Annotated in this window: 17 protein-coding genes; 11 read left to right on the forward strand and 6 right to left on the reverse strand. The window is 45.6% G+C overall.

All coding sequences use genetic code 11. The features are described 5' to 3' along the window. The first annotated feature begins 188 nt into the window (after positions 1-188). Positions 189-536: a hypothetical protein gene (locus OPS25_RS14535; protein WP_265618572.1), complete on the forward strand. Its 348-nt coding sequence runs from the start codon at positions 189-191 to the stop codon at positions 534-536. 103 nt (positions 537-639) lie between these two features. Here OPS25_RS14535 and OPS25_RS14540 read toward each other — a convergent pair whose 3' ends face one another. Both OPS25_RS14540 and OPS25_RS14545 read right to left on the reverse strand, forming a co-directional pair. Next, positions 640-957 carry a CcdB family protein gene (locus OPS25_RS14540; protein WP_265618574.1) on the reverse strand — a complete coding sequence of 106 codons (318 nt, stop codon included), beginning with the start codon at positions 955-957 and terminating at the stop codon, positions 640-642. Further along, the gene (locus OPS25_RS14545) at positions 957-1202 is read right to left on the reverse strand and encodes a type II toxin-antitoxin system CcdA family antitoxin (RefSeq protein ID WP_071817742.1); all 246 of its coding nucleotides are present in this window, start codon (positions 1200-1202) and stop codon (positions 957-959) included. The genes OPS25_RS14540 and OPS25_RS14545 overlap by 1 nt, the downstream gene beginning before the upstream one ends. 185 nt (positions 1203-1387) lie before the next feature. Between OPS25_RS14545 and OPS25_RS15995 the strand changes: the two genes are divergently transcribed. From OPS25_RS15995 to OPS25_RS14565, 6 genes are all read left to right on the forward strand, one after another. Next, positions 1388-1624: an Imm41 family immunity protein gene (locus OPS25_RS15995; protein WP_407080247.1), complete on the forward strand. Its 237-nt coding sequence runs from the start codon at positions 1388-1390 to the stop codon at positions 1622-1624. 63 nt (positions 1625-1687) lie between these two features. Beyond that, entirely contained in the window at positions 1688-1978 is a 291-nt protein-coding gene (locus OPS25_RS16000) for a GNAT family N-acetyltransferase (protein WP_407080251.1), read from the forward strand. 105 nt (positions 1979-2083) lie between these two features. Beyond that, complete coding sequence (locus OPS25_RS14550; protein ID WP_265618577.1) at positions 2084-2482, forward strand: VOC family protein; 399 nt, start codon at positions 2084-2086, stop codon at positions 2480-2482. Positions 2483-2798: 316 nt separating this feature from the next. Continuing rightward, positions 2799-3248, forward strand: coding sequence for a hypothetical protein (locus tag OPS25_RS14555; RefSeq protein WP_265618578.1), 450 nt, complete (start codon positions 2799-2801; stop codon positions 3246-3248). A 185-nt stretch (positions 3249-3433) separates the two neighbouring features. After that, positions 3434-3823 carry a VOC family protein gene (locus tag OPS25_RS14560; protein ID WP_265618579.1) on the forward strand — a complete coding sequence of 130 codons (390 nt, stop codon included), beginning with the start codon at positions 3434-3436 and terminating at the stop codon, positions 3821-3823. 147 nt (positions 3824-3970) lie between these two features. Further along, positions 3971-4480 carry an NAD/FAD-utilizing enzyme gene (locus tag OPS25_RS14565; RefSeq protein WP_265618580.1) on the forward strand — a complete coding sequence of 170 codons (510 nt, stop codon included), beginning with the start codon at positions 3971-3973 and terminating at the stop codon, positions 4478-4480. A 57-nt stretch (positions 4481-4537) separates the two neighbouring features. Here the strand turns inward: OPS25_RS14565 and OPS25_RS14570 are convergent, their stop codons facing one another. Both OPS25_RS14570 and OPS25_RS14575 read right to left on the reverse strand, forming a co-directional pair. Beyond that, positions 4538-6427, reverse strand: coding sequence for a glycoside hydrolase family 13 protein (locus OPS25_RS14570; protein ID WP_265618581.1), 1890 nt, complete (start codon positions 6425-6427; stop codon positions 4538-4540). A 59-nt stretch (positions 6428-6486) separates the two neighbouring features. Then, a complete protein-coding gene (locus OPS25_RS14575; protein ID WP_265618582.1) occupies positions 6487-8736 on the reverse strand; it encodes an alpha-amylase family glycosyl hydrolase in 2250 nt (749 codons plus the stop codon). Positions 8737-9078: 342 nt separating this feature from the next. Between OPS25_RS14575 and OPS25_RS14580 the strand changes: the two genes are divergently transcribed. From OPS25_RS14580 to OPS25_RS14590, 3 genes are all read left to right on the forward strand, one after another. Next, on the forward strand, positions 9079-9570 hold the full coding sequence (locus OPS25_RS14580; RefSeq protein WP_265618583.1) for a GNAT family N-acetyltransferase: 492 nt from the start codon (positions 9079-9081) through the stop codon (positions 9568-9570). Next, positions 9557-9997 carry a GNAT family N-acetyltransferase gene (locus OPS25_RS14585; RefSeq protein ID WP_265618585.1) on the forward strand — a complete coding sequence of 147 codons (441 nt, stop codon included), beginning with the start codon at positions 9557-9559 and terminating at the stop codon, positions 9995-9997. Before OPS25_RS14580 ends, OPS25_RS14585 begins: the two co-directional genes overlap by 14 nt. 69 nt (positions 9998-10066) lie before the next feature. Beyond that, positions 10067-11062, forward strand: a complete 996-nt coding sequence (locus OPS25_RS14590) for a metal-dependent hydrolase (protein WP_265618586.1) — start codon at positions 10067-10069, stop codon at positions 11060-11062. A 17-nt stretch (positions 11063-11079) separates the two neighbouring features. Here OPS25_RS14590 and OPS25_RS14595 read toward each other — a convergent pair whose 3' ends face one another. Together OPS25_RS14595 and OPS25_RS14600 are read right to left on the reverse strand one after the other, a co-directional pair. Beyond that, positions 11080-11502: a DUF6691 family protein gene (locus OPS25_RS14595; RefSeq protein ID WP_265618587.1), complete on the reverse strand. Its 423-nt coding sequence runs from the start codon at positions 11500-11502 to the stop codon at positions 11080-11082. 3 nt (positions 11503-11505) lie between these two features. Further along, positions 11506-11946, reverse strand: coding sequence for a YeeE/YedE family protein (locus OPS25_RS14600; RefSeq protein WP_265618588.1), 441 nt, complete (start codon positions 11944-11946; stop codon positions 11506-11508). A 174-nt stretch (positions 11947-12120) separates the two neighbouring features. On the opposite strand from OPS25_RS14600, the gene ybaK reads away from it, so the two are divergent. Further along, entirely contained in the window at positions 12121-12588 is a 468-nt protein-coding gene (ybaK, locus tag OPS25_RS14605; RefSeq protein ID WP_265618589.1) for a Cys-tRNA(Pro) deacylase, read from the forward strand. Positions 12589-12750 lie beyond the last annotated feature (162 nt).

The following is a 12750-nucleotide window of genomic DNA, read 5'->3' on the forward strand; positions in this document are numbered from 1 at the left end:
TGGGGAATACGTTACTCTCTTGTTCATTGGCTAATTCTCTCAAGATAATTAGCCTCCGACAAACCCGGTTTGATTCACCCTCCCTCGCACCATATTTTTAATGCGGTAGTGCCAAAGCAACATAAAAATTAATAAGCGGTTTTTAGGGTCCGCTTCATTTAAATGTTATGTGACATGGAGAATTCAAAGTGAATAGAGCACAGAGAGCACAACAGTTATGGAGTTTGTTAGTTGTTGCAGCAGATAATCATCAAATTTTAACGTATGACCGAGTGGCTAGGGCTACTGGAGTAGTAAGACCGAGTATCGGAGACTTTTTAAGACCAATCCAACAATATTGTACTGAAAACGACTTACCTCCTCTCACAAGCATAGTGGTAAGTGATAGAACAGGTCTACCTGGAGATGGATTCATAGCAGCAGAAGATGTACCTCATGCTCAAATGGCTGTTTTTAGATTTAATTGGTTCGAACATCAAGCTCCAAGCGAAGTTGATTTTGCTAGCTCATATAGTAGAGCGCCAGATGCTAGGTAAGTCACATAACAAAAACTTAAACACGCCCGCAGGGGCTGGCTGGGACATAAACACAGCGCCGCTTCGCGATTGTAGCGCTGTGTTTATGCCCATTATTTAGCAGTTATATTCCAGTGATAGCGAAGTCTATTGCATCTATAAGCAGTTCTCTGGATTGCTCCAGCGAACCAATGCGATCATTGAGCACGTCTGCGGGTATAGAACTAAGTTGTTGGGCTAGAAATAAGTATGTTGCGTCTTCGAATTCTATCTCCGGCGTCAGCTTTTTCATGTAGAAACTGTTTCTAGTATTGCTATTTGTTAACGGTACAACCAGCCTTGTTGCCAACTGGTCAATTACAGAGTTTTGAACATCAACAAGAAAAGGGTAAGCTTTGTTAGTGTTCTCGCTTAGGTTTCTGTACACATCAAATTGCGCCATTAGAAGTTCCTGTACTCATCACCTATACAACCGTTCTCAGCAACAAACTCGTTGTATGCAGCTATGGCAGCTTTGTTTTCTTTTTTCCATTTCTCTGCTTCAATACTTTTTAGCTTGTCTCTAAGTGCTTGCTCTAAGGTCGCAGACAGGTTAACTTTTAAACTTCGAGCTTTTTGCAATAAGTCGCTATTTAAGCTTAGATTTGTCGCTTTCTTGGGGGCATGAACGTCATATAAATCTTGCATTTTATCACTCCAACTAATTTCACCACCAAGTATACGCATACAGATGCGCATTGCAAAGCATGGTTGGAATATAACAAGGCAATAAACACGCCCGCAGGGCGGGTTGAGACGGTAATACGGTGGCGGCTTCGATATTCTCGCCACCATGTTACTGCCCGTTATTGTGAAGTTAGCAGTCACCGTGTATGAATGAACTAACTAGAAATTTTGCATTTAGCAAAGAATTCTCAGAAAACTCTTTCATGAGCGTTTTTAATGAAAGCCAAACTTGGAACGATGCTGAATACTTCAAACTAGAAAATTATCTTTATGAGGAATGTGAGAGGTATTCGAGCATGAACTTTATTCCGCGAGAAGTACTATGGCCAAGAGGGTATTACAGCGGAACATTCAGAATATGTTTTTACAACCTTTACCCCTGAGCATTATCAGAAAACCGTAGCGTCTGAATCCTGTAGGGTTGTCGTTGCGGTAAAAAAAATGCGCTGCTTGGGTTAGCTGTGATCAATCTGGAATCATACTATAAAGGTCGTGCGAACGGCTTTGTAATCGAGCGACTGTATGTTCACCCGTCTTTTAGGAATAATGGTATTGGACGAGCAATTATTACATTTATCTCAGACAAGCTAGGACGCAGTTTTTGGCTCTACACCTGGGTTGAAAATGCATCCAACTCCTTCTACGAGCGCCTTGGCTTTAAACGGATAGGTACACATCATTTCTACTTCGGGCAGCATGAGATAGCAAATTATGTATACGCACGTTCAGGCTTTTGACAGACATTATTCGCAATAGGGTGCGCACGGATACATTTGATACAAACTCGTTCTACCTAACAATTACCCCCTTAGCACGGGCGCTTATTACAAAAGAGTCAAATTATGATCCAAGGCCTCACCCACATCACTCTTGCCGTTTCCCATATTGACACAGCACTATCCTTCTATTGTGATGTATTAGGATTTACAGGCCATGCTAAATGGGATGCAGGCGCCTACCTTTCGGCTAATGATGTCTGGCTTTGTTTATCTTTAGATTTACCTGCACCGTCTCCAGACTACACCCATATTGCCTGGACTGTCGACCAAGCTGAATTTGTCACATTCTCTGAAACAATAATTGCCAGTGGGGCGCGCATCTGGAAAGAAAATAAGAGCTTTGGCGACTCCCTTTATTTTAACGACCCTGACGGCAATAAGTTAGAGATCCATTCCGGCACGCTTGCGCAGCGATTGGCGAGTTTAATCAGGGCCCCCTACTCAGGCCTGCAGTGGCTTTGATTTACAGGAAAACAACTCCTTCTTAATCAAATCAATTGTAGATAATATGACTTGTGCAGCACGTATCCCATCCTGCCGCGCTCATGTGCGGGCACCTTATGAACATTTAGCATTTTCGATACTTGCCTGAGCGGTGGCTCAATGCCCTGCCTAAAAGGTAAGTAATAGTCCCGGGCGATTTGATTGCATCGAGATTAGGACTATCTTTATAGTTTCACTCAATTGTTTCCCATGCTGATTTCTGCCAGCAATGCCATCGCTTGTGCGCATGAGTAAAATTAGCATCATGCCCCCCATGGCGGGAGAGGATAAAATAATGAAATATCACCACCTTAAAGTAGTTGCTTTCTTCGCCGCTGCTTCTATTGGCTTTACTACGTCAGCCCAACAGACGGTGACAGCGCAGATTCACACGTCCTTATTGGCAGAACAAGCCGCTTTTGGGAAGAACTGTGCTGAAGCGTCGAGCTATCTGTCAGGCAAGATAAACTGGCATGTTGAAGGGGCGGTCAAATCAAAGTCGGAACTGGTTAACCTGTGCCACTTCATCTCACAGAAAAAAGGAATGCCCCCTCGAAAACTGATTGATCATAAGCTCACAGAACTCAGCGCAGTCTCAGGCTTCTCTGTATCGACCTATTCCGTGGGCAAGCATGCAGAAAAAGTGCAGGTGGTGACCAAAATATGGAATAAGGTTCAGGAACAATGGCAGGTGGTGCACGCACAAGAATCAACCAGCGTAAAGAAGGAAAAAGAAAGTATCTGACATAGATCGTTGTAGTTCAACATCAGACAGGTTCACAGTATAACCTTTACTTACTTACATACTTTCACTGCGTAATATAGCTTGTCGCTTTTCTCATGTGCATAGCCAGGCGTTGCTGCATTATCAGTGGGGTAAAACCATACGGCAATATGAACAGGCCTTATTCCTATAGGAGGGCATGTTAGTTGAAAATCAAATCACTTTGTGGCGTTATTATCGCTGCGAATAACCCGAAGGCATTAGCGGCGTTTTATAGTCATGTGTTTGCGGTCAACTTTGAAGAAGAAGATCATGGTGGCCTGGATGTTCACTATGGGGTCGATATCGGACAAATTCACTTGGGTATTCATCCGGCAAAAAATCTGGGCAAGACCGAAGTGGGCAATGCTTCCATTTCTATCGCTTACAACGTTGATTCGCTCAGCGACATCGCTTCTCGCCTGGCGCAGGTGAATGCTGTACAGGTTACCCCACCCCACGATGAAGGGTTTGGCCTGGTGGCGTCATATAAAGATCCTGAGGGTAACCCTTTCGAAGTGGTGGAATTGAATTACGCGTTCGCGCCTGGTGCGTAGCTATCCAGTTTAGATAACGCTGAATGGATTTTTCCAATCAGCACTTTTAGCTCACTTTTTGAACAACTGTTCTATACTTAAAACAGATCCCTGCGCCGTATCAGGTTCAATCTTATTGGTTAATAATTATGTGAGCGGGAGGTGACTATGTCACGCCATTACTACATCAGTGATGACCTTGATGATTTAGAGGTGGTCGAAAAGGAGTTGGAGCAACAGGGTCTATCACGCAGTCAGATCCATGTGTTAAGTGAAAAAGACGCTGACGTGGAAAACCATCATTTGCATGCTATTACCCCTTTCTTAAAAAAAGATGTGGTGTATTCATCCGAATTGGGTGCGTTTGTTGGTATTGTGGTAGCCTCGGTGCTATTAGTAGTGGTTTATTTACTGGAACTGCACAATTCTGCGGTAGGCTGGTTACCCTTCTTATTCGGGGCGGTGGTGGTACTAGGGTTTTGTATCTGGGAAGGCGGCTTGATTGGATTGCAAGTACCCAATCATCAGTTTAAGCGTTTTCAAACGTTACTGGATAAAGGCAAGCATGTATTCTTTGTTGATACCAAGGATGAACAGGAATCCACGTTGGCTGAAGTGATGGCGCACCACCCTCGCTTACGCGAGGTCACCAACTCGCAAACACCGGTTACACCCTAGACCCTTATTGACCCCATAGCCCGCAGAGGCGGGCTATGGTTGCATGGCGTGGTCAACTTAGTGCGAAACCAGAATAGCCGCCCATTTTGCTGGTAGTGACAGCTTGACTTTACCCTCTGCCTGCACAAGATCCGCCTGATTTAACACCTCTGTCCATTGTTTACCTTCATCCGCGACACCTATTGTCTGAGATTTTTGACTATTGTTGAAAATCACGCGCACACTTTTATGCCCTTGTAAGGTGCGTTCGAAGCCGTACAAATGCTTATCGTCGTTAACTAAGAGTGTTTTAAAGGCTCCTGTTTGGAGGGCAGGGAAACGTTTTCGAATATCAATTAAGGTCTGATAATGTTTCTGTAAGTCAGTATTTACTGCCACCTTATCTGCTTTGCGCGTGCTGCCATCGGGCATGACTTTCTCATCAGCGTAATCAATATCAGGCCAAATCATGGGTTTGCGATTATCCGGATCATTCGCACCCCACATGCCTACTTCATCGCCGTAGTACACCATGGGAGCGCCCACATAGGTCATTTGCAAAATAACAAACAGTTTCTGTAAATGCAGCTCGTCGGCAGTAGGTTTGCGCGGGCTGTATTGGGGGTTATTGCCGACTTGTGAGCGTTGAAAGTATTCGCCCCAATCGCGGAAATTACCTACCCCTCTATTGACAATATGCGAAGCAATTCGGTTTGAATCGTGACTACCAAATAAGTTTTGTGTGACATAGGCCACCCCTTTGGGGTAAAGCTCGCGCATGTCCCGCAGTTTCGTATCGAATTCACTGGCGGTAATGGCCATTTGAGGGGGATTAAATAAAAACTCTGCCGCGGTAAAGGCAAAGTTGTAGTTCATTTCCCCGTCAAATTCATCACCTTGCAAATACGGTTTGACTTTTTCAGGGCTATCGACGATTTCGGCGGTTAAATAGGCTTCGTCATTCAACTCTTTTACATGTTGACGCCAGTCTTTCCAGAAGCCGTGGCCCACGCAAAACGCCACGTCTAATCGCCAGCCGTCGATACCAAATTCACGGCCTTTATTCATCGGATTCATCCACCGCTCGGTAATGGCGAAGATATACTCCTTCGGACCGGGAGCGAGATCGTGTTTGCTTTCTTTGAACTCAGGTAATGATTGCACGCCGAACCAGCCCTGATACGCAAACTCCGTGCCCTTGTCTTCATTGCGCCAGCTGTTTACGGTAAACCAGTCCGCAAAGGGAGACGCCTGCTGCTTTTCACGAACATCCTGAAAAGCAAAACTGTTGATACCCATGTGGTTAAACACGCCATCAAAGATGACTTTTATCCCCTTTTTATGGGCTTTTTCTATAAGTTCCAGTGCCAGCTTGTCCGCCTTAGTCCACACCCAGGTGGCAGGATCCCATGGCTTTTCCTGCGCCATGAGGGCTTTATCGCCTTCTGGATCAGGACCGAAATGCGGGTCAATATGGTGTAGGCTGGCACTGTCGTATTTGTGCAGCGATGGCGCGTGAAAGACTGGGTTTAGGTAGAGGGCGTTAAATCCCATTTCTTCAATGTAATCAAGCTTATCGATGATGCCTTGTAGATCGCCGCCGTAGCGTCGACGTAACATGTGTTTCCATAATTCTTTATCACCATTGGCTTTTTCATACGCCTGTAATTCATACCAATCGCTGCCCCAAGGGTGCACTTGCCAGTGGGCTACCGGTTCATTCGGATCTGCCCCTTCAATACTGGCTACCGTAGGGTCATTGGTTTTATCACCATTGCGAAAACGTTCTGGAAAAATCTGGTACCAGATGGCCTTTTTAGCCCAGTGAGGAACAAATTCTCCCTCCGCATTAAGCTTCAAGTCACGTACCGGTAAGGTTTGTTCGCTTTGGGTGCAAGCTGCGTGAGCTAGCGTGGCTGACATAAAAAACACCGAGGCGGTGGTTAAGACTTTTAATTTTGAATTCATGTAAACTTTGTATACTTATCGAATATTGGCTGGGAGCATAGGTGCTCCCAGCGAGTTGTTTAATAACGGAAGAAATCTTCGGCCCGGTCAATAACCCCGTTTTCGTCGGTTGAAGTGGTGGCTGTCCGGTTCGAACCCGACTCCCAGGTTACGTTACCCGAACCATCTTTAAGAATATATTTAAACTCGAAAGATGTGTTTTTAGGTACGCTCACCGGCAGGAACCAGTCATTATTGTTAGGATTATGGAACGCATCCAGGGCTTTGGCTGGATCCCAGTTGCCTAATTCAGGAATACTACCCACCACGTACACCTGTTGGCCGGCACTGGTGCCCGCTTCCACTTTAAATATCATCTGATTTTGATTATCAGACAGTACTTCAAAGTCAAAGGTGTTACTGGTGACACCGCCTTTAGCTACCGTAACTTGTCGTTGCCCTGCGGTGACTGTGGGTACTGTTACGGTTGCACTGTTATAGTCATTGCTGATGACATTTGCAGTGGTGTTGCCAAACTTCACTTGAATTGCACCATCCAGCCCTGTACCAAACAGCGTCACGTTATTACCCGCGTGACCCATCACAGACTGCATATCGCCAAGCTTGGGGTTGCTGCCTAACGAGGGGTTGTAACTCCAAACGTTGACTTCCTGCAAGCCCAGATTAAATCCAGCGATTTGACCATTGCTCACACTAATGGATGCGCCATCCAGCGCGCTGCCTAATACATCTGTGTAAGTACCGTTTGGTAACGACGTGGCGAGCGCCGGTACATTGTAAGTTGCAAACGGGCTGCGGTTAACCGCAATAATTACTTCTTTATCGTAAAATTTGCGGGACATCACCAACACATCACTGTTGGAGTACAGAATAGAGGTCATACCGTAAGCAAGCGCATCGTTTTGCTGGCGAAGTGTGGACAGATCGCTAATGATGTTATACGCACGCGTGGTTTGATCAAACGTGGTATCTGTGTGCATAAAGACACGTCCGCCGTTTTCGCTGCCATCCTGGCCATTGACGTATTGCTCGGTGCCATAATAAATGTTCGGTATACCTCTGGATGTCATGGCCAGAGCCAGTGCCACATCCAGACTACGTGTATCGCTATTTACACGTAAGAAACGCGGTACGTCGTGATTATCGATAAAAGTTACCGTTTGATTTTCGTAAGCATAATCTTCGGCCGTATATTGGTAGAAATTAGCTAACGCGTTCATGTTCTCACTGCCGTTACCAATTACATTAGTAACCGTGCGAAAAAACTCAAAATCCAGATTATTTATGCCCGTACGGTCAGGAAACGACTCATACTCGCCGTACTTGGGATCAGGTTTGCCAATAAAAAATTCACCAAAATGCGTCACCGCACCGCCACTGGCGCTGTCGATGGCATCCCGGAACCCCTTTGCAAACGCAGGGTTCATATGTAACGTTGCGTCATGGCGGTAGCCGTCGATACCTTTTGCTTTCCAGAATATTGCTGCATCTTCCAAATATTCCGCTACTTCAGGTAGCTCATGGGTAAAATCAGCCAGCGAGCCTAAATCTTTGTAGCGATATCCATAGCGGGAACCATCAGAGCCACGGTCACCTATGCGGTGAAACCAGCCTGGATTGATGGTGCCATTCGGATCCGCAATTAAGTTATCCACCGTGCCGTCACTATTGAGATCCACCGGGTTGCCATTGGCATCAAAGACGAAATTACCGTTGCTGTCGCGATCAGGTTCGTACAAGCGGCCATGCTCGGGTGAATTATTGTTAGTCGGGTTTTGCCAGCGGCTGGTATGGTTGGACACAAAGTCGATAACAACTTTAATGCCCTGGGCATGCAAGGCATTGACCATTTCCTCAAATTTGCTCATATCGCCGAAATGTCGATTGGTACGATAGTAGTTCTTTGCATGGTACCCGTGGTAACTTGACCAAATCAGCTGGGAACCCCCGGCCTGGTAATCAATGATGGGTTCATCTCTGTTTGCGTAGGGTGCAGAAATCCATACTGCGGTAATGCCCATATTCTTCAGGTAGGGGATTTTGTCGATAATGCCTTGAAAATCGCCGCCTTGGTAGAGCTTCAGATCACTTCCCGTGCCGTCGAAGATAGAGCTGGGTGAACCACTGGGAATATTATTACTGCTGTCACCATCGTAGAAACGATCGGTGAGGATTTGGTATACCACATCTTTTCCGGTAACAGGCCCAAGGTTATTCTGGGCTAACGCGTCGGATATATTAAGTGCCAGGGCCGCCATAGGGATAGCAGCAAACTTGAGTAGTGCCCCAAGTGTTTGATGGTGCTTCATGTTTTCGCCTTTTTTTATAAGTTAATAATATTCAGCGCTGACGAAATATTTCATCACCATCCTAGTTTATTAACATTCATATAACAAAATTCTGCATACGTATTCAGATAAATTTGCGCTATTCAAAAGCGTTTTGCTGGACGCAAATTTGTGGGGGGGATAGCGGCAAGAAGGTTGGCAGATAAACACACTGAATTTCAACCTCGCAGTAAGTCTGATTCCAACGCGGAATTTTCTGCAGTTGGCGTGATAGAAATGAGCCAGCATGCGCAATTGTATACCGTTTTTTGGGTCCAATTCATGCTATACCATATATGGTATTAACCGTGATGGAGTCATTCCTTGCTAACTTTCAGAAAGGCCACCGCCAACGATATTGCTCAACTTACAACGGTGGAGCAAAAGGTTATAGAAGCCGAGAGACCATTTAATAATGCCATACAAGAAGGTAATCCCACCTACTACGATATGGAACATCTCCTGATGGACAAAAACACTTTGCTATTAGTTGCCGAAGAAGCCAGCAAAATTATTGCTAGCGGTTATGTGCAAATCAGGTCGTCGAAACCCTTTTTAAAGCATACCCATCACGGCTATTTAGGACTTATGTTTGTCGCTACAGACTACAGGGGAAGAGGATTAAATCAGCTAATCATGAAAAAGCTGATAGCGTGGGCAAAGGCAAGGCAAATCAGAGACTTTTATCTGGATGTGTATGCGCATAATTTGTCGGCGATAAAAGCGTATGAAAAGGTAGGGTTTTGTAGCAATATGATAGAGATGAAATTAAGTATCCCAACCGCTAATGAGCTCGAAAATAATGACAACGATTGAATATCGCCGTTGCAAGGACCTTTCCACCTCCGCCGACATAACCTACCGAAATATGCGACCTTATTACGAATATCATTCAGTTAATTGGGATCAGGATACAATTTTAGGTGCTATAAGCAGCCTAGAGAACTGGGATATTATCGTGCAGGGCCAAGTGATCGGCGCCCTTCGCTTAGCGTTTGATGTAGAAGGATGTTATTTACGCGATCTTCAGGTATGCGAGGATTTTCAAAATAAAGGGATAGGGGCAAAATCTCTCCAACAGAGCAAAAACCTGGCATTGCAGTCAGGTGCCGCAAAGCTTCGTTTAAGAGTGATGAAGATTAGCCCTGCGTTTAAATTGTATAAGCGGGAAGGATTTGCCGTTACAGCCGAGGATGAAAAATTTTACTATATGGAACAATCTCTTAAAGAAGAAAGCGTGTGAACCAATTGGCAGCTCGACAAAATAGGGCAACTTGTTGTGCCAAATACACTTAAACAAATGTAAGCATCGATGGACCCAGTCACCCAAGGCGCATTAGGTGCTACCGCGGCATTACTCTTTTGCAAACAGAGCAGCAAGTTAAAGCGTGCTGCGTTTATAGGTTGCGCTGGGGGCATGGCACCCGACTTGGATATATTCTTTCAATCAAGCCAGGATCCACTATTAGCGCTTGAGTTACATCGACAATTCACTCACGCATTAATTTTTATCCCTTTCGGCGGCTTTGTAGTAGCCTTATGCCTGTGGGGTTTATTTTTTCGCCAAGTGGCGTTTAAATCAATTTACTGGTGTGCCACCGCGGGCTACGCCACCCATGCTCTGCTTGATTCCTGCACCTCCTACGGAACGCAACTGTTGTGGCCATTTTCCGATTTGCGTATAGCATGGGATATTGTTGGTATTATTGATTTTTTCATCACTCTTCCCTTGTTAAGCGGAATATTCCTGACCATTTGGTTGAAAAGAAAGGGCTACATATACCTCGCCATTGGTAGCCTTGTTGCCTACTTGTGCCTTGGCGCCTTACAGCATCAGCGGGCTGTCAACGAGACCATCGCTATAGCCAGACAACAGGGGCACACGCCCGTCCACATAAAGGCCATGCCAACGATTGGTAATGTGATTGTCTGGCGAACGCTGTATGAAGCTGACCACTATTACTATGTCAATGCTGTGGCGGTTCCCATAATAGGCAATCCACGCATTTATACTGGCCCCAGGGTAAAAAGACTGCAGATGGAACGTGATTTTCCGAAGATCCCTCTTCATTCTGTGCAGTTTAATGACGTAGCCCGATTTCGCTGGTTCGCCGATGACTGGCTAGTCATCGATCCGCATGATCCTGACAGAATTGTCGACTTGCGCTATTCGGCAAAAGTGGAGGGGATTAAGCCTTTATGGGGTATCCAGCTGAATGCGGCTACCCCAGATCAACATGTACAGTACGTTGAAAGCTTCCCTACCCGCAACCGAAAAATAATACCGCTAGATAAAATTTTTGACTAAGTTTACCTAACACCGCCCTATGACCCCTTTTTGGAAAAAAGCGAGTGTTGAGCCCACATACCGATTAGCATGGCCCCTACGAATAAGAGAATATCCGTATTTAAGGTTACCGCTCCTACGATTGATGGTCCCGGACACAGCCCAGCTATTCCCCAGCCGATTCCAAATAAACTGGATCCTACAATTAATTTAGCATCGATTTTAGACGTCGTGGGAATGTCAAAGGACTCTGTAAATAACGGCTGCTGGCGCTTTCGCACCCATTTAAACCCAGGCAGTGCCACTAAAATCGCCCCTCCCATAACAAGCGCTAATGTCGGGTCCCAGTGGTTACTCCAATCCAAAAAGTTGAGCACTCTGGCAGGGTTGCTCATACCTGAGATAATAAGCCCAAAACCAAAGATAAGGCCGCAGAATAAGCTCGCCAAAAGTACGTTCATATCTTACCCTCCCCAATTGATATGACGGAATAAACTGACAGTAGCCACGGCAAAGCCAATAAAGCAGAGTGTGGCCACGATAGAGCGTGAGGATAAGCGAGCGATACCAGCCACACCGTGCCCTGAGGTACACCCACTCCCTAAACGTGTTCCGAAGCCTACTAGCAATCCCGCCACAATCATCCACACGGAACTTTGCTGCGTAATAACGGGAAAATCACCCACGAATAACTGGTAAATTACCGTAGAGAGCATTAAGCCCCCGATAAAAGCGATTCTCCATGTCTTTTCCACGCGCTGCTTGGTAAACATCCCAGCAATAGCCCCAGAAATGCCCGCAATACGTCCAATGGTAAAAAGCAGCAGTACCACAGAGCATCCAATAAGAATCCCCCCGGCCAGGCCTGCCCAAGGTTCAAAAGGTGTGTTGGCCCACGTGATCATAAGTACATCATCCTCATTTACATTAGTTGGTGCGCCCATAGATTATAATATTTTTCGCATATAAGTAATAATTTGATCGTACAATTACACTTTTCACTCACTCGTCACCATTGACTTCGTTAACAGAAAGCGCTGAGACTAAGATGTACGCCATCAATACTTATTAGGTTTAACATGACACCCGCGATTAAATTACTTGCTAAAGCTGGCATTCCTTTTTCATTGCATGAGTACGAGCATGACCCGAAAAATAATGCGTACGGCCTGGAAGCGGCAGATAAACTGGCTGTTTCAGTGGAAAAAGTATTTAAAACGCTGGTTGTTCGGCTCGAAAGTGAAGAATGTGTGATCGCCGTGGTGCCCGTGCCCCGGCTCTTAAGTGTGAAGTTAATCGCTAAACTTGCCGGCAGTAAAAAAGCTTCACTGGCCGAACCTTTAGAGGCAGAACGCACAACCGGCTATGTACTAGGAGGTGTCAGCCCCCTGGCTCAGAAAAAAAAATTGAAAACTTTTATCGATGCGTCGGCGCAAAACCATAACACTATCTACGTAAGTGGGGGGCGTAGAGGGTTGGAGATTGAATTAAGCCCCATTGACCTGGCCAAGCTATGCGATAGCGAATTCGCTGAGTTATGCTTATAAACCTTGCGGGTTGTAAAAAAACACCTCTCGTAACGGTATCTCCAACAACTGCGCAATCTTAAATAGGACTTCCAACGCCGGCGAATATTTGCCTTTCACCCGGGCAATATAGGCACAATGCCTATCCAAATGGTTTATTGTTCCATTGTATGGGGCGATAAT

Source organism: Alteromonas aquimaris, from assembly GCF_026183695.1.
In the GTDB taxonomy this organism is placed as follows: Bacteria; Pseudomonadota; Gammaproteobacteria; order Enterobacterales; family Alteromonadaceae; genus Alteromonas; species Alteromonas aquimaris.